The sequence below is a fragment of the Streptomyces tubercidicus genome, from assembly GCF_027497495.1.
GTDB lineage: Bacteria > Actinomycetota > Actinomycetes > Streptomycetales > Streptomycetaceae > Streptomyces > Streptomyces tubercidicus.
Genome location: NZ_CP114205.1, coordinates 1,033,619 through 1,049,885, shown reverse-complemented (window position 1 = coordinate 1,049,885; position 16,267 = coordinate 1,033,619). Strand labels below are relative to the sequence as shown.

Annotated in this window: 12 protein-coding genes; 5 read left to right on the top strand and 7 right to left on the bottom strand. The window is 72.1% G+C overall.

Translation table 11 applies throughout. The annotated features are described in order from the left end of the window. Position 1: 1 nt before the first annotated feature. From STRTU_RS04435 to STRTU_RS04425, 3 genes are all read left to right on the top strand, one after another. Positions 2–1,879: a class I SAM-dependent methyltransferase gene (locus tag STRTU_RS04435; protein WP_246240112.1), complete on the top strand. Its 1,878-nt coding sequence runs from the start codon at positions 2–4 to the stop codon at positions 1,877–1,879. Beyond that, positions 1,876–2,799, top strand: a complete 924-nt coding sequence (locus STRTU_RS04430) for a galactokinase (RefSeq protein ID WP_159742330.1) — start codon at positions 1,876–1,878, stop codon at positions 2,797–2,799. Before STRTU_RS04435 ends, STRTU_RS04430 begins: the two co-directional genes overlap by 4 nt. 77 nt (positions 2,800–2,876) lie before the next feature. Next, complete coding sequence (locus STRTU_RS04425; protein WP_159742329.1) at positions 2,877–4,025, top strand: alkaline phosphatase family protein; 1,149 nt, start codon at positions 2,877–2,879, stop codon at positions 4,023–4,025. 100 nt (positions 4,026–4,125) lie between these two features. Here STRTU_RS04425 and lysX read toward each other — a convergent pair whose 3' ends face one another. Together lysX and STRTU_RS04410 are read right to left on the bottom strand one after the other, a co-directional pair. Then, positions 4,126–7,443, bottom strand: a complete 3,318-nt coding sequence (lysX, locus tag STRTU_RS04415; RefSeq protein ID WP_159742328.1) for a bifunctional lysylphosphatidylglycerol synthetase/lysine--tRNA ligase LysX — start codon at positions 7,441–7,443, stop codon at positions 4,126–4,128. A gap of 26 nt (positions 7,444–7,469) precedes the next feature. Beyond that, complete coding sequence (locus STRTU_RS04410) at positions 7,470–8,372, bottom strand: Ig-like domain-containing protein (RefSeq protein ID WP_159742327.1); 903 nt, start codon at positions 8,370–8,372, stop codon at positions 7,470–7,472. A gap of 174 nt (positions 8,373–8,546) precedes the next feature. Here STRTU_RS04410 and STRTU_RS04405 point away from each other — a divergent pair, with 174 nt between their 5' ends. Then, positions 8,547–9,290: a VOC family protein gene (locus tag STRTU_RS04405; protein ID WP_159742326.1), complete on the top strand. Its 744-nt coding sequence runs from the start codon at positions 8,547–8,549 to the stop codon at positions 9,288–9,290. A gap of 133 nt (positions 9,291–9,423) precedes the next feature. Continuing rightward, on the top strand, positions 9,424–9,618 hold the full coding sequence (locus STRTU_RS04400; RefSeq protein ID WP_018088533.1) for a hypothetical protein: 195 nt from the start codon (positions 9,424–9,426) through the stop codon (positions 9,616–9,618). Between the two features lie 57 nt (positions 9,619–9,675). Here the strand turns inward: STRTU_RS04400 and STRTU_RS04395 are convergent, their stop codons facing one another. The 5 genes from STRTU_RS04395 to STRTU_RS04375 form a co-directional block, all read right to left on the bottom strand. Continuing rightward, the gene (locus tag STRTU_RS04395; RefSeq protein WP_159742325.1) at positions 9,676–10,914 is read right to left on the bottom strand and encodes a phosphodiester glycosidase family protein; all 1,239 of its coding nucleotides are present in this window, start codon (positions 10,912–10,914) and stop codon (positions 9,676–9,678) included. Positions 10,915–10,962: 48 nt separating this feature from the next. Continuing rightward, positions 10,963–11,664, bottom strand: coding sequence for an N-acetylmuramoyl-L-alanine amidase (locus STRTU_RS04390; protein ID WP_159742324.1), 702 nt, complete (start codon positions 11,662–11,664; stop codon positions 10,963–10,965). 237 nt (positions 11,665–11,901) lie between these two features. Next, positions 11,902–13,317, bottom strand: coding sequence for a family 2B encapsulin nanocompartment shell protein (locus tag STRTU_RS04385; RefSeq protein ID WP_159742323.1), 1,416 nt, complete (start codon positions 13,315–13,317; stop codon positions 11,902–11,904). A 96-nt stretch (positions 13,318–13,413) separates the two neighbouring features. Further along, entirely contained in the window at positions 13,414–14,823 is a 1,410-nt protein-coding gene (locus STRTU_RS04380) for a family 2B encapsulin nanocompartment shell protein (protein ID WP_159742322.1), read from the bottom strand. A gap of 166 nt (positions 14,824–14,989) precedes the next feature. Further along, positions 14,990–16,264 carry an ROK family transcriptional regulator gene (locus tag STRTU_RS04375; RefSeq protein ID WP_159746683.1) on the bottom strand — a complete coding sequence of 425 codons (1,275 nt, stop codon included), beginning with the start codon at positions 16,262–16,264 and terminating at the stop codon, positions 14,990–14,992. Positions 16,265–16,267 lie beyond the last annotated feature (3 nt).

Genomic DNA, 16,267 nt, shown 5'->3' with positions numbered 1-16,267 from the left:
CATGACGCGAGCGCACCGTTCGGGACACCGCACGCGATGGGCGGCGGCCGTCGCCGTGACGGCCCTGGGCGCGGGCACCGTACGCGCCCGCCGCCGGCTCGCCTCGCTGCCCGTGCTCGACCCCGCCGGGCCGCACACCCCCGCCGGGCCGCACGACACCGCGCCACCCCCGCTCCCCGGCTGGCAGCTGATCACCGCACCCGGCGTCGTGGCCGACGAGGCGACGCTGCGTGCCGCGGTCGCCCACGCCACCCGCGAAGGACTGCGCGTCGTGGACCTGATCCCGGCCCACCTGGACGCGGAGAGCGTCCTCGGTCTGCTGCGGCTGCTCGACCCGGAGGCGCATCGCACGGACCGGTGCGCCCCGGGACAGGGCGCGGGCCACGCCTTGCTGGTGGCCGAGGACATCCACCGGCGGGCCGGGCTCGACGCCGAGCCGCCACCGCAGTCGGTGGCCGGCCTGATCCGCCTCCTCCGCACCCTCAAGGAGTACGCCCCGGACACCACCGGCTGGGCCATCGCCCCCGGCCTGCGGTCGCCGCACCCCGACCCCGCCCGGCGCGCCGAGGAGCTCCGCGCCCGCGGTCTCCCGCCCGCCCTGCTGTCCGCCGCCCAGCTGGCAGGACTGGCGCTGCTGGCGAAGTGCGCGCTCTCGGAGCCGCGTTGGGGCGCGGCGGCGGCCGCCCTGTACTGGCTGCAGCCCGCCGCCGTGCTGAGCCCGGCCCGCGGTCTGCGCCCGGCCGGACTGGCCCGCGCCACCGCGACCCGTCCGCTGCGCTCCCTGTCCACCGCGCTGCGCACCCTGGCCACCCCGCCCGCCGAACCGCCCCGGGCCGAGGGCACCGCGGGCCACGCCGCCTACACCGCCGAACTCGCGGCCGGCACCGACCGGTTCTTCGAACCCCGGCGCACCGACTGCCCCTGGTGTTCGGCCCCCGACCCCGTCGTACGGGTCCGGATGCCCGACCTGCTCCAGGCCAAGCCCGGCCGCTTCACCCTGGAGGAGTGCCGCCACTGCGGCCATGTCTTCCAGAACCCCCGGCTCACCCTGGAGGGACTCGACTTCTACTACCGCGACTTCTACGAGGGCCTCGGCGGCGAGGGCGCCGCCCTGGTCCTCGGCCGGATGAGCGCCACCTACCGCGACCGCGCCGAACTGCTCCGGCCCTTCACCACCCCCAGGAACTGGCTCGATGTCGGCACCGCCGGGGGACACTTCTGCAATACCGCCCGCGGCGTATGGCCCGCCACCCGCTTCGACGGGCTGGACATGGGCGAAGGGGTCCACGAGGCGGCACGGCGCGGCTGGATCGATACCGCCTACCAGGGCCAGTTCCCCGATCTCGCCGACCGGCTGGCCGGCCGCTACGACACCGTGAGCATGCACCACTACCTGGAACACACCCGGGACCCCCTCGCCGAACTCGACGCGGCCGTCAAGGTCCTGGCCCCCGGCGGACATCTGCTGATCGAACTCCCCGACCCCGAGTCCCGGATCTCCCGTCTGCTCGGCCCCCACTGGCTGCCGTGGTTCCAGCCCCAGCACCAGCATCTGATGCCGGCCGGCAACCTCAAACAGGCCCTGGAGTCCCGGGGCTTCACCGTCCTCGCCGAGCAGCACGGCGCCGCCCACCAGAACAACGCGGACTTCCTCGGCGCCGTCGCCCTCACCGCCAACCGGCTCGCCCCCGACCCGCTCGCCCCCTGGGCCACCATCCCCGCCACCCGCGCCCGGCGCGCCGCCCGAAGCGCCGTACAGACCCTGGCGATTCCCTGCTACGCCGCCGCCCTCGCGCTCGACAATGTGCGTACGGCGCTCGCGCGTGCCACCGACGGCGGCAACGCCTACCGGCTGCTCGCCCGCAAAGAGCTGGGATGAACGGGGTGGACCTGGCCCGCCGGGCGACGGCGGAGCCGCTGCTGCGGCTGCTCGCCCATGGTTTCGCGACGGAGTACCACCGCCGGCCCGAAGCGGTGTGGCGGGCGCCGTACGCCTTCCGGCTCACCGCGCCCGCGGCCCCGCCCCCCACCGGTACCGCGCCCCGGGCCGGTGGGATCGCGGCGGCCAACTGGCATGTCGCCGCGGCCGTCGCCCCGCGCGATGACGGAATGCTGCGCTGCGGTTCGCTCCACCACCCGGCCGAGACCGCCGAACTCCCGCTCACCGGACCGGCCGGCCGCGCCCCCGGCTGGGCCGCCCGCCCGTATGCCGCGCTGCGCGCACTCGCCGCCGCCGGAGTCGGCCGGGGCGGCGCCGATCTACAGCTGAACGCCACCCTGCCGGATGCGGTGGGGCTGTCCGCCGCCGAGCCGCTGGAGTGCGCGACCGCGCTGGCCGTCGCGTCCGTGCACGCCGACCGGGGCGGCTGCCCGCCGGCCCGCGCACAGCTGGCGCGGCTGCTGGCCGCCGCCGTACCCGGCGACGACGCCCTGCGCCGGGCGGTGCTCTTCGCCCGGAGCGGTCAGCTGCTCGCCCCCGACGGCAGCAGCCGTCCGCTGCGCTCCCCGGACGGCGGCCCGCCGCCGAGCCTGCTGCTGGTGACCGCCCGCCTCGCCACCGGCGGCCCCACGGCCACCGCCACCGCCCTGGCCACCGCGGTCCACGACGCCCTGCGCGCCGGTGCCTGGTCCGCCTCGTGGCCCGGACTGCGGCCCGGCCGCAGCGTGCTGCTGGCGATGCCGCCCGGACGGCGTGCGGCCGTCCGGTCCGCGGTGGCCGACGCCTGCCGCCGCGGTGACCTGCCCGTCCCGCGCTTTCTGCGGATCACCGTCGCGGACGCGGCCCGACGCGAGGACTGAGACCCCTCATCCGCCCTCGCGAGGACGGACACCCCCTCACCCGTCCCTCACCCCCCGGACAAGGAGCTGAGACCCTGATGAGACGCAGAGCGATCCGCCTGCGCAGGGCGGTCGTGGCGACACTCGGCACGCTCGGCCTGCTCGCCGTCGCCTCCGCGGCGGACGCCCGGACCGTCCGGTCCGCGCTGCCGTCCTACGACCATGTCGTGATCGTGGTCTTCGAGAACAAGCAGTACGGCGAGATCATCGGCAACGCCCAGGCCCCCTACCTCAACCAACTCGCCCAGGACGGCGCCGAACTGACCGGAATGAAGGCCCTGACCCACCCCAGCCAGCCGAACTACTTCAACCTCTTCTCCGGCGCCACCCAGGGAGTCACCGGCGACGGCTGCTACACCGCGCAGTCGTTGTCCGCCCCCAACCTCGCCCAGGAACTGATCGCGGCCGGCAAGACCTTCGCCAGCTACAACGAGGGGCTGCCCGACGAGGGTTCCACCACCTGCTCCAGCGGCCGCTACGCGCAGAAGCACAACCCCTGGTTCGCCTTCAAGAACGTCCCGGTGACCAGCGGCAAGACCTTCGCCCAGTTCCCCAAGGACGACTTCACCAAGCTGCCGACACTGTCCTTCGTCATCCCGGACATGTGCAACGACATGCACGACTGCGCGGTCGGCAGCGGCGACACCTGGCTGAAGAACAACCTCGACTCCTACGCCCGCTGGGCCAAGGACCACAACAGCCTGCTGATGGTGACCTGGGACGAGGACAACTACCTCGGCTCCAACCGGATCGCGACCGTCTTCCACGGAGCCCATGTCAGACGGTCCGCGGTGAGCGGCGACTACAACCACTTCAGTCTGCTGCGGACCTTCGAGGACATGTACGGCACCGGCCACGCGGGCAACGCCGCCACCGCCACCCCCGTCACCGGGGTGTTCGACACCGGCACCGAGCCGCCAGGCGACGAGCTCACCCTCACCGCCCCCGGCCCGCAGACCTGCCGTTTCGGCCAGGGCTGCACCGTCCAACTGACCGCCACCGGCGGCAAACCCCCGTTCACCTACCGCGCCACCGGCCTCCCGCTGGGCCTGACCCTGGACGCCGCAGCCGGCCGGATCACCGGCAGGCCCTGGGCGACCGGCACCTTCCCGGTCACCGTCACCGCCACCGACGCCGCGGAGGCCACCGCCACCGCCACCTTCCCGCTCACCGTCAACTGGTTCTGACCGCCGGACCGACGGGCAGGCCGTCACCCCCAAACGACACCGGCCACCCCCATAAGGAGGTGGCCGGTATCCGCCATCCGCCGCTCGTCGACGGCCGCCCTCAGCGCCGCCGCACCAGCGGGAACGGCAGGGTCTCGCGGATCGACAGACCGGTCAGGAACATCACCAGCCGGTCCACGCCGATGCCCAGCCCGCCGGTCGGCGGCATCGCGTACTCCAGCGCCTGCAGGAAGTCCTCGTCCAGCTCCATCGCCTCCGGGTCACCGCCCGCCGCCAGCAGTGACTGGGCGGTGAGCCGCCGGCGCTGCTCGACGGGGTCGGTCAGCTCCGAGTAGGCGGTGCCCAGCTCGGTGCCGAACGCGACCAGGTCCCAGCGCTCGGCGAGCCGCGGGTCCTTGCGGTGCTGCCGGGTCAGCGGCGACACATCGGTCGGGAAGTCCTTGTAGAACGTGGGGAGCTGGGTCTTCTCCTCCACCAGGCGCTCATACATCTCCAGGACGATGTCGCCGCGGCCCATCTCCGGCTTCACCGGCACCGCCGCGGTGTGGCACAGCCGCCGCAGCCGGTCCAGCGCGGTGTCCGCGTCGACCTCCTCACCCAGTGCCTCGGAGATCGCGCCGTAGACGGTCTTGACCGGCCAGATGCCCGAGATGTCGTGCTCCACCAGGCGGCCGTTCGCATCCGCCTTACGGGCGGTGGCGCTGCCGAACGCGGCGATCGCCGCACCCTGGATCAGCTCCCGGGTCAGGTCCAGCATCACGTCGTAGTCGGCGAACGCCTGGTACGCCTCCAGCATCGTGAACTCGGGATTGTGCTTGTAGGAGATGCCCTCGTTACGGAACGTCCGCCCCATCTCGAAGACCTTCTCCATACCGCCCACACACAGCCGCTTGAGATACAGCTCCGGCGCGATACGCAGATACAGATCGAGGTCGTAGGCGTTGATATGGGTATGGAACGGGCGGGCGTTGGCGCCGCCGTGGATCTGCTGCAGCATCGGCGTCTCGACTTCGAGATAGCCGCGCTCGATCAGTCCCTGGCGCAGCGCCTGCACGGCCGTGCTGCGTGCCCGGACGTTCTCCCGTGCGTCCGTCGAGACGACCAGGTCCACATACCGCTGGCGGACCTTGGCCTCCGGGTCGGACAGCCCGCGCCGCTTGTCGGGCAGCGGCCGCAGACACTTGGCCGTCAGCCGCCACCGGGTGACGAACACGGTCAGCTCACCGCGGTCGCTGGTGCCGACCTCACCCTCCGCCTCGACATGGTCACCGAGGTCGATGTCCGAGCCGAAGCGGTCCAGCAGCTCGGTGCCGCTGCCGTCCCGGGTCAGCGCGATCTGCAGATCGCCCGACCAGTCGCGCAGCACCGCGAAGAGCACCCCGCCGTGGTCGCGGGTGAGCAGCACCCGCCCGGCGACGCTGACGGACTTGCCGGTACGGGCCCCGGGCGTCAGGTCCGGGAACTCGTCGCGCACCTGGCCCAGGGTGTGCGTCCGCTCGACGCCCACCGGATACGGGTCGGTGCCGTCCTCCCGCAGCCGCTCCAGCTTGCGGTGGCGCACCCGCACCTGCTCGGGCAGCGCGGCCAGCTCCTGCTCGTGCAGCTCCTCCTCGCTGGCCGGCGCGGCCTTGACCAGACCGAGCTCGTCCAGCGACGGCAGTCCGGCGGTGCTCGCCGGGGCCAGCACCCGCTTCTTGTGGCCCTTGCCCCACAGCGCGCCCAGGCTCGGTACGTCGACGAAGCCCTCGGCGATACCCGAGCCCAGGGCGATCCGGGCCAGCGCGCCGGCGTCCGCGTAGCACAGGAACCGCGGATACCACTCCGGGTTGTACTTCGCGTTGGAGCGGTACAGCGCCTCCAGCTGCCACCACTTGGAGAAGAACAGCAGCAGCCGGCGCCAGACCTTCAGCACCGGGCCGGCACCGATCCGGGCGCCCTCCTCGAAGGCGGAGCGGAACACCGCGAAGTTCAGCGAGATCCGGCGTACACCCATCGCCCCGGCCTGGGCGCACAGCTGGGCGACCATGAACTCCATGACGCCGTTGGGCGCGCTGCGGTCGCGGCGCATCACGTCCAGCGAGATGCCGTCGGTGCCCCAGGGGACGAACGACAGCAGCGCGATCATGTTGCCGTCGCCGTCGAACGCCTCGGCCAGCAGGCACTCCCCGTCCGCGGGGTCGCCCAGCCGGTCCAGCGCCATCGAGAAGCCGCGCTCGGTCTCGGTGTCCCGCCAGGCGTCCGCCCGGTGGATGACTTCCTGCATCTCCTCGTCGGTCAGCGCGGAGTGCCGCCGTACGCGGAAGGTCGCACCGGTCCGCTCGACGCGGTTGACGGCCTGGCGGGTGACCCGCATCTCGCGGCCGGCCAGGTCGAAGTCCTTCACATGCAGGATCGCCTCGTCGCCGAGCTGCAGTGCGTTCAGACCGCTGCGGGCGAACGCCTTGGCGCCGTCCTCGCTCGCGCCCATGACGGCCGGCTGCCAGCCGTACCGCCCGGCGACCTCCAGCCATGCCTCGATGGCCTGGGTCCACGCCTCACGGTCACCGACCGGGTCACCACTGGCCAGGCAGACCCCGGCCTCGACGCGGTAGGTGACGGCGGCCTTGCCGCTGGGGGAGAAGACCACGGCCTTGTCGCGGCGGGTGGCGAAGTAGCCCAGCGAGTCCTGGCTGCCGTAACGGTCCAGCAGCGCCCGGATGCGGTCCTCCTCGTCACCGTGCAGCGCGGCCTCCATGCGCTGCGAACGGAACAGCGCGGCCGCCGCGTTGAGCAGCGCCAGCGCACCGAGCAGTCCGAGGACGACGCTGATCCAGTGCGGCGGATGGCCCTCGACGATGTGGCCGCCGACCAGCCCGCCGCAGACGCGGTTGGCCGTCCACAGCAGCCGGTTGGCGGCGCCGTACTCCAGGGTCCCGGGGGCCAGCGACACCAGCCCCCAGCCGATCAGCACCGCCGCCACGAGCCCGCCGACCAGCACCAGGATGGCGCGCAGGAACGCACCGCGCCGGGTGATCGCGTAGAACTCGCGGTGCGAGACGAGCAGCAGCACCAGCGCCCCGGCGCAGAGCACCAGGGAGAAGGCGAACTCCCAGTACCCGTTGGCCAGGAACAGTGCGTCGGCCAAAGTGACCAGCACCATGTAGGCCACCACGAACCACAGGGCCACCCGTTTCCTGGCGGTCATCGCCGCGCCCAGGAGGAAGAGGAAGGCCGCGTAGGCGAAGTTCGGCGCCACCGGGATGGTGAGGGTGTCCAGCCAGTAGATCACCGGCTGGAGTCCGCGCCGGAGGGGCCCGATCAGCGCCGTCAGGGCACAAAACAGCCCCAATACGCTGAAGATGATGGCGAAGCCATTGGGGACACGGCGCCTGAAGCGCCGCCACCCCGTGAGTTGATCCTGGTCCTGCACGGTGCTCATTCCGTCACATTAGGCTCTGAAAGGTGTCAGCTGCTCGACGCGAAGGCGCTGTTTCTGCGCCACGGGGACCGGCCGTCATCCCAGTCTCCGATCCCGGTGCTGTGGTCGTCTTTCCCCCGTACGGAGGACGGAGTGACCCCGGCGGGGTCACCCACGTGGACCTTGCCACAAACCTGTCGCAGGTCCGAGTCGGTGCAACTCCGGCTGATGGTGAAGTTCAGGTCATAGTCGCCGGAAAAATAGCGGCCGCCGCCGGAGTCCACCCCGTGGAGCTCCGCCCGCAGCCGGACCTCGGTGCCCGGTTTCCAGCGCTGCGCGGGCCGCCAGGTCACCTGGTCCTTGCCGTTGCGGTCCTTCTCCCAGTCCCAGGAACCGGTCGTCCGGTCGTCGCTGGTGACGCTCAGGCGGCGCCCCACCGCGGCCCGGTCGGTCACCGGGTGGTCGAAGGTGAGCGTGAGCAGCCTCTCGACGGGGACCACGGCGTCCCGGGTGCCGGGATCGGGCACCAGTGTGTTGAGCCGGGCCGGCTGCGCGGTGGTGAGCGACTCCTTGGCGGCACCCACGCCGCCCCGGTCGCTCCTGGTCCTGGCGACGACGGAGTACTTGGTGGCCGGGGCGATCTCGGCGCTGGAGGTCCAGAAGGTGCCATCGCGCCCGAGCCCGCCGGGCAGCCGCCGGCCCCTGGGGTCGGTGACCGTCACCTCGGTCAGCACACCACCCTCCGCGGTCACCTTGAGCTTGTCCCCGGCCTGCGCGGTCCTGGTGCCCCCGGCCGTGCCCAGCGCCACCTTCACCGGCGCGGCCATGGACGCCGGTGCCGTGAAGCCCGCACACGCACTGAGCGTGCCCGTTCCGACGACCGTCGCCAGGGTGAGCGCGAGGCACGGCGGCCGGAACGACCGGTGACGCAAGAAAGAGGGCTGGCTCATCTCGGGGCTTTCCGTCTGCGGTGGGGGAGGGTGTCAATGACGGACGCTAAGACGACCGATCGCCACAGTTCGTTGCAGGGAGTGATGTGATCCACATCACGGGGCAGGGTGCCGTGATCACGATCCGGCTCGCCACCTGATGTCGCTGCGGAGCGGCGGCTTAAGATCACCGGCATGGCACTGCGACCGGTACAGGTGAACATCAAGGCGCTCGATGACGCGGCGATCGGCCGGTTCTGGGCGGAAGCGCTCGGCTGGGGCCTGTCCAGCGAGGCCCCCGGTGTGAGCAATGTGGAACCCGGCGGCGACTTCGTCTGGCCGGACCCGGCCGCCGTCTGCATCGATGTCGTGGCCGTCCCGGAACCCAAGACCACCACCAAGAACCGTGTCCACGTCGATCTCGCCACCACCTCCGCGGCCCATCAGGCCGAGTTGGTCGCGCGCCTGCGGTCCCTCGGCGCGACCCCCGTCGACGTGGGCCAGGGTGATGTGCCGTGGACGGTCCTCGCCGACCCCGAGGGCAACGAGTTCTGCGTGCTGGAGCCCCGGGAGATCTACCGGGACACCGGGCCGATCGCCGCGGTGGTGGTCGACTGTGCGGATCCGCGGGCCATGGTCCGGTTCTGGGGTGAGGCGATCGACTGGACCCTCTGCGAGGTGGCCGACGATCGTGCGGTGCTGCGCTCCGCCAAGGGGGTCGGCCCGTATCTGGAGTTCCTCCGCACGCCCGACGCGAAGACCGTGCCGGACCGCGCCCACCTTGACCTGCTGCCGTACACCGGTGACGACAAGGCGGCGGAGGTGGCCCGGCTGCGGGCCCTCGGCGCCACCGACCTCGACCTCGGGCAGGGCGACGTCCCGTGGACCTGCCTGGCCGACCCGGAGGGTCACGAGTTCTGCGTGCTCGGCCGGGCCTGACGCGGATCCTCCCGTGACCCGCAGTGATCACCCGATCGGAGCACCCGGGCGAGAACCGGACATACCCTGAAATACGCCAAACTGGCCACCCCTTGCTGCCCGTTCGGGCGGCGGTTGAGGAGGCGTGCGTCCCATGGCGATTTCCATCTCGGTCGTCCTGCTGCTGGTGGTCCTGACCGTGATCTTCCTGCGCAGTGGCAAGCTCAAGTTCTCGCACGCCCTGGTGTGCGCGCTGCTCGGCTTCTATCTGGCGAGCAGCAGCCTCGCCCCCGACATTCACCAGGGGCTGTCCGGCGCCGCCGATGTGGTGAGCAGTCTGCGTCCGTGACGGTGGCGGCCCGCCGCCGTCAGGTTGCGCGGCGCCCATGGCGGCACCCCGGTCCGCTCAGCCGGCGGAGAACACCCCGAGCGCATTGGGCACCGGCCGCTCCGCGCCACCCGACGGATGGTTGCGGACCGTGGCCCCGTACGCGTCGCCGGTGACCAGGGTCGAGGACCCGCCGCCGTCCAGGTCCATCGCGTCCCGCACGCCCAACTCCGCCATCAGATCCGCCAGTTCGCGCACGGTCAGGCCGGTCTGGCCCGGCGCCCCGTCCAGCGCCATGAGATACAGCACCCGGCCGCCGGCCCCGATCCCCGCGGACGTACGCACCGCCACGGCGACGGTGTCCAGACCGGCCAGCGGCGCGCCGTCCCGCACGATCGGGAAGCCGCCCACCGCGCAGCGCAGCCGGCCGGGCCGACGGCCGACGAGGTACGAGCTGACCTCCACCGGCTCACCGATGCGCAGCGTGCGCAGCTGCCGCGCCCCGTCCTCCCGGCCCACCAGCACCACACTGCCCACAGGCACCCCGCCGGCGCCCGGCACCTCGCCGACCGCCGTCACCCGGCCGTGCCGGACCGTCACCTCCGCGGTCTCCGTACTGCACGGCGCGGCCCGGTCGGTGTCCGTACCGCAGGTGGCGCGCATCCGGGACGCCGGACCCCACTGCGCGGTGTACGCGCCGATCCCGCCGACCGGCAGCGCGTACTGGTTCAGTCCGCGCAGCGGCAGCGCCCCCTCGCCGGTCAGCACCGCACCGCGCAGCGTGAGCCGGTCCAGCCGGGCGCGGCGGTCGTAGCCGACACCGATGACGTCCTCGGTGGTCGCACCGGGCGGCATCACCGGACCGAACCGCTGCCCGTCGGGCACCGCGCCCTTCAGCTGCCGTCCGGAGGCCACCGCCGGGCCGACCGAGGCGCCGGTCGGCTGCACACCCGGGTGCTGGGTCTCGGTGATATTGAAGAAGTCACCGTTGACGGCCCCCACCGCCCGGCGCTCCGCGGCCAGTTGGGAGACCGGAGACCGCGCGCCGACCGCCCCCGGGTACAGCAGATCCACCGAGACCCGCGGATCGGCCAGATCGATGGTCAGCAGATGCCCGTGCGCGGTGCCGCGCGGCAGCGTCATCCGGAACTCGCCGTAGGTCACACCGGGGGCCACCGGCGCGGTACCGGAGCGGCGGAGGTCCGGGCCCGCGGCGGCGGCCGGCGCCCCGCCGCCCGCTATCCCTCCGCCGGCCAGCACACCCCATGCCACCAGCACCGTCAGCACCGCGCGAACCCGACCGAATCGCTGTCTCACGATCCCCCCTGACGTCACGTCAACTGTCCCAGGTGCCGAAGACGCTCACTATGACCCGGACGTGTCAGGAATCCGTACACCCGCGGAACGGCCGTCGTGTCGCCGGACCGGGTCCTCAGGGTGCTGCCAGGAGACCTCGTTGACCAGTTGCAGATAGCGCGCCCAGTCCCAGAACTCCCCGGGGTCGGTGTGGTCGGTGCCGGGGACCTCGACATGGCCGATGATGTGCTCCCGGTCCCTGGGGATCCCGTACCGGTCACAGATGGCGGCGGTGAGCAGGGCGGACTGTGTGTAGAGCGGGTCGGTGAACCAGGTCGGGTCGTCGATCCAGCCCTCGTGCTCGATGCCGATGCTGCGGGTGTTGTAGTTCCAGTTCCCGGCGTGCCAGGCGACGTCCCGCTCGCGCACGCACTGGGCGATGTGGCCGTCGGCGGACCGTACGACATAGTGGGCGGCCGCCTTGTGCGCCGGGTCCTGGAACAGCTTGAGGGTGTCCGGGTAGGTCTCCTGGGTCACATGCACCACGACCCGTTCGACCGGGTACCGCGCCGGGCGGTCGGCGGCGGTGAAGTTGGCCCGGTTCGCCGGGACCCAGTGGACCGGGGGGTAGGCGCCGCCGGGCGGGGTGTGCCGGTGCGGTGCGGCGGCGGTGGAGGCCGCGGCGAGGGGGGTGAGGGCGGCGGATGCGGCGAGCGCGGCCGCACCGGTCAGCAGACGCCGGCGGGCCGGGCGGTGGGGGGCGGGCTCCATGTGAACTCCTGACAAGGCGAGGGGTGGTCGCGTACATGTCACGCACATGCGGTGCGTTCATGATGCGCAACAGGGCACGCCCTGCCAAGGGAATGGCCGTTCCGCCAATGGCTGGACCAAAGGCGGAACGGTGCAGGTCAGGAGTGACGGGATACCTGATCGGACGTCACCCGGGTGCCACGCCGACGGCCCTGACGGCGGCTTGTCGACGTGGCACCCGGCGCGGCGACCGGCCGGTCAGTGGCCGATCTCGACGTCCTCCAGAATGCCCAGTGCGTCCGGCACCAGCACCGCCGCCGAGAAGTAGGCACTGACCAGGTAGTTGATGACCGCCTGGTCATTGATGCCCATGAAGCGCACCGACAGACCGGGCCGGTACTCGTCCGGGATGCCGGTCTGGTGCAGCCCGACCACGCCCTGGTTCTCCTCGCCGACCCGCAGCGCCAGAATCGAGCTGGTCTGCTCCGGGGTGATCGGGATCTTGTTGCAGGGCAGCAGCGGAATGCCCCGCCAGGCACGGACCGCGGTGCCCTCGCACTCCGCGGTGGTGGGGTAGATGCCCCGGGCGTTCCACTCCCGCCCGATGGCCGCGATCGTCCGCGGATGCGCCAGCAGGAACTGGGTCTTACGACGCCGGGAGATCAGCTCGTCGAGGTCGTCGGGGGTCGGCGGACCGCTGCGGGTGTGGATGCGCTGCTTGAGGTCGGCGTTGTGCAGCAGCCCGAACCCGGGGTTGTTGATCATCTCGTGCTCCTGGCGCTCCCGCAGCGCCTCCACGGTCAGCCGCAGCTGCTGGTCCAGCTGGTTCATCGGGTCGTTGTAGAGATCGGCGACCCGCGAATGCACCTTCAACACCGTCTGCGCCACGCTGAGTTCGTACTCGCGCGGGGCCAGGTCGTAGTCGGCGAAGGTGCCCGGCAGCATCGGCTCACCGACATGGCCCGCGGCCAGCTCGATGGCCGCCTCACCGTGCTTGTTCTGGGCCGGCACCAGCGCCGCACCGACGTCCGCGAGATGGCTGCGCAGCGACTCCGACCGGCCCAGCACCTCCTCCAGGTCGCTGCGGTACAGGGTCAGCGCGGTCACCCGGGTCACCGCCCGTACGGAGTGCTCCCACTCCGCGTCCGCGGTCAGCAGCGCCGCCGCGCCGATCGCGTCACCGTCGGCCAGCACCCCCAGCACGGTCTCGTCGCCGTACTTGCCGGCGCCGATGCGGTCGAGCTTGCCGTGCGCGATCAGCACGATCCGGTCGGTGGGACCGCCCGCCCGTGCCAGCACATCACCGGGCGCGAACTCCCGCTGGACGAACCGGTCCGCCAGCGCCTCCAGCGCCGCGGTGTCGGTGTAGCCGCGCAGCGGCGCCAGCTCGCGCAACTCCTCCGGAATCACCCGGACTTCGGAGCCGGTCGAGACGAACTCCACCCGTCCGTCACCGAGGGTGTGGGTAAGGCGGCGGTTGACGCGGTACGTACCGCCGGAGACCTGCGTCCAGGGCAGGATGCGCAGCAGCCAGCGGGAGGAGATCCCCTGCATCTGCGGCACGGTCTTGGTCGTGGTCGCCAGCTTGCGCGCGGCCGCGGTGTCCAGGCTGGAGCGGGTCTGCTCGCTCGCGGACACCTGCGGGCCGGACGTCGGGTCCACCGATGTGGTCATGAGGAAGGCTCACCTGTTCTTGTCTGTGCTGTGCTGTGCGTGGAGCGGTGCGGGGCGGTGCTGTGCGGCGCGAAGGGCGGTTCCGCCGGATGCGGTTCAGTGGCCGATCTGTACGTCGTCGAGAACGCCCACCGCATCGGGCACCAAAATGGCCGCCGAGTAGTAGGCGCTGACCAGATACTTGATGACCGCCCGGTCGTCCAGGCCCATATAACGCACCGAAAGACCCGGCTCATATTCATCGGGAATTCCGGTCTGATGCAGGCCGACGACGCCCTGTTTCTCCTCGCCGGTGCGCACCAGCAGAATGGAACTCGTCCGCTCCTTCGTCACCGGAATCTTGTTGCACGGGAAAATCGGCACCCCGCGCCAGGAGGGCAGTGAATGCCCCATGACATCGACCGCGGTCGGATACAGTCCGCGGGCGCTGCACTCCCGCCCGATGGCGGCGATGGCCAGGGGATGGGCGAGCAGAAAGCCCGGGTCCTTCCAGACCGTCGCCAGCAGATCGTCGAGGTCGTCGGGGGTGGGCGGGCCGGTGCGGGTGTGGATGCGCTGCTTGAGGTCGGCGTTGTGCAGCAGCCCGAACCCGGGGTTGTTGATCATCTCGTGCTCCTGGCGCTCCCGCAGCGCCTGGATGGTCAGCTTGAGCTGCTCCTCCACCTGGTTCATCGGGTCGCTGTAGAGGTCGCCGACCCGGCTGTGGGTGCGCAGCACCGTCTGCGCGACGCTGAGTTCGTACTCCCGGGGCGTGGTGTCGTAGTCGACGAAGGTGTCGGGGAGGGACGGTTCGCCCTGGTGCCCCGAGGCGACGGAGACCGCCGATTCCCCACTGGCGTTCATCGGCTGCGCGGCGCCCTGGCGGGCCGTCGTCAGATGCTCGCGCAGTGCGGGGGAGCGGTCGATGATCGCCTGTGCGGCCTGCCGGGTCAGCGTCATGACGGTCACCCGGGTCACCGCGCGATAGCTGAACTGCCAGATCCCCTCGGGGTCGGTGAGCGGTTCGTCGCCGAGGTGGTCGCCGCCGGCCAGCGCCTCCAGCACCGCGTCCTCGCCGTATTTGCCGGTGCCGATACGGTCCACCCGGCCGTGCACGATCAGCACCAGCCGGTCACCCGGCCCGCCCGCCTCACCGATCAGTTCACCGGGCGCGAATTCCTGCTGGGTGAAGCGGTCGCCGAGCGCCGCCAGCACCTCGGTATCGGTGAACTCCCGCAGGGCGGGCAGCTCACGCAGTTCATCGGGGATGATCGCCACATCGCTGCCGCTGGTGTCGAAATCGATACGCCCGTCGCCGAGGGTGTACGTCAGCCGGCGGTTCACGCGATAGGTGCCACCGGAAACCTGCACCCAGGGCAGCAGCCGCAGCAGCCATCGGGAAGTAATGCCCTGCATCTGCGGTGCGGTTTTGGTGGTGGTCGCCAAATTCCGTGCCGCGGTGGTGCTCAGGCTGGAATTCCGGGCGTCTTCCGCACTGTCGTGCAGCGATTCATCGGCAATGGTCACAGTGCCACCTAGCTCTTCGAAGGGTGCGATGCGGACCGCCCGAAACCCCGTTTCCAGGCGGTTCCGCGGCAGCCCGCCGAACCGAAGGTAGTGCTGCTGTTTTTATCGGCACAATCGCTCGATGGGGTGGCATGGAATTCCCCTGCCATGGAAAGGTTTAGCGGGCTCAATTCCGGGGAGAGTGTGCCGGGGTGCAGGAATGGAGGGGATCCTCCAGGACCCCCTGCAGCGCGGCGTGCGCCGCCCCCAGCAGCGGTCCGTCGGCACCCAGCCGGGACACCGTCACCACCGGCCCGCCGCCCCGCCCGTGCTCCGCCGTGACGGCCGTCCGCAGCGTCAACTCCCGCTCCAGGGACGGCAGGACCCAGGGCGCCAGTGCGGCCAGCGCACCCCCGAGGACCACCGCCTGTGGATCGAGCAGATTCACCGCCCCGGCGAGCGCGATGCCCAGCGCCGTCCCCGCGTCGTGCAGGGCGCGTACGAGAGCGGCGTCCCCGTCGGCGGCCCGGCGCGCCAGCAGAGCGATACGGGCGCCAGGGCCCGGATGTGTCGCCGCCTGCTCGGCGGTGAGCCCGCCCGCCCGCAGGACGGCCGGTTCCCCCGCGTACTGCTCCAGACAGCCACGGCCGCCGCAGTCGCACGGCGGGCCGTCCGGATACACCGGCACATGCCCCAGCTCCCCCGCGAAGCCCCGGGCGCCCCGCAGGAGTTGACCGTCCACGACGACCGCGGCGCCGATCCCGGCCTCCGCCGACACATGCACGAAGTCCGGCGGCGGGGCGGGCCGGCCGGCGCCCCCGCCCAGCCGGAGCTCGGCCAGTGCACCGAGGTTGGCCTCGTTCTCCACGGTGAGCGGGATGGTGCGGGAGCCGTCCGCCGGGGCCGTCGCCGTGGCGAGCCCCGGTGCGAGATCGGCCGCCCGCCAGCCGAGGTTGGGGGCGTGCACCACCGTCGTCGCATCACGGGCGACCAGACCGGGCACCGCGACCGTCAGCCCGGCCGGTCGCAGTCCCTCGGCGGCGATCCGGTCGGTCACCTCGGCGAGCAGCCCGGACAGCTGCCGCAGCACGGGCCCGGGAGCGCTGTGCCGGTTCGCCGCATCGGCCGCCACCCGGGCCCGGACCCGGCCGCGCAGATCGACCGCACACACCGCCAGGTGGTCGACGCCTATCTCGGCCCCTATCCCGGCCGGACCCCGGTCGCTGACCGCCAGTTCACTGCCCGGCCTGCCCCGGCCGCCGGTCGCCGCCCGCCCCGACTCGACCAGCAGCCCGGCCCGCAGCAGCTCGTCGACCAGCGGGGCCACCCCGGCCCGGGTCAGCCCGATCCGCGCCGCGACCTCCGGCCGGGAGAGCGGCCCCTGCGCGGCCACGGTCCGCAGCACCCGGGCCAGATTGCGCCGCCGGATGCCGCGCTGGTTGTCGCCGCCGGGCACGGTCACCAG

Coding starts and splice junctions, on each gene's coding strand:
- STRTU_RS04410 (WP_159742327.1), bottom strand. CDS start 8,372: ATGAGCCAGCCCTCTTTCTTGCGTCACCGGTCGTTCCGGCCGCCGTGC.
- STRTU_RS04390 (WP_159742324.1), bottom strand. CDS start 11,664: ATGGAGCCCGCCCCCCACCGCCCGGCCCGCCGGCGTCTGCTGACCGGT.
- STRTU_RS04385 (WP_159742323.1), bottom strand. CDS start 13,317: ATGACCACATCGGTGGACCCGACGTCCGGCCCGCAGGTGTCCGCGAGC.
- STRTU_RS04435 (WP_246240112.1), top strand. CDS start 2: ATGACGCGAGCGCACCGTTCGGGACACCGCACGCGATGGGCGGCGGCC.
- STRTU_RS04405 (WP_159742326.1), top strand. CDS start 8,547: ATGGCACTGCGACCGGTACAGGTGAACATCAAGGCGCTCGATGACGCG.
- STRTU_RS04400 (WP_018088533.1), top strand. CDS start 9,424: ATGGCGATTTCCATCTCGGTCGTCCTGCTGCTGGTGGTCCTGACCGTG.
- STRTU_RS04425 (WP_159742329.1), top strand. CDS start 2,877: ATGAGACGCAGAGCGATCCGCCTGCGCAGGGCGGTCGTGGCGACACTC.
- lysX (WP_159742328.1), bottom strand. CDS start 7,443: ATGAGCACCGTGCAGGACCAGGATCAACTCACGGGGTGGCGGCGCTTC.
- STRTU_RS04430 (WP_159742330.1), top strand. CDS start 1,876: ATGAACGGGGTGGACCTGGCCCGCCGGGCGACGGCGGAGCCGCTGCTG.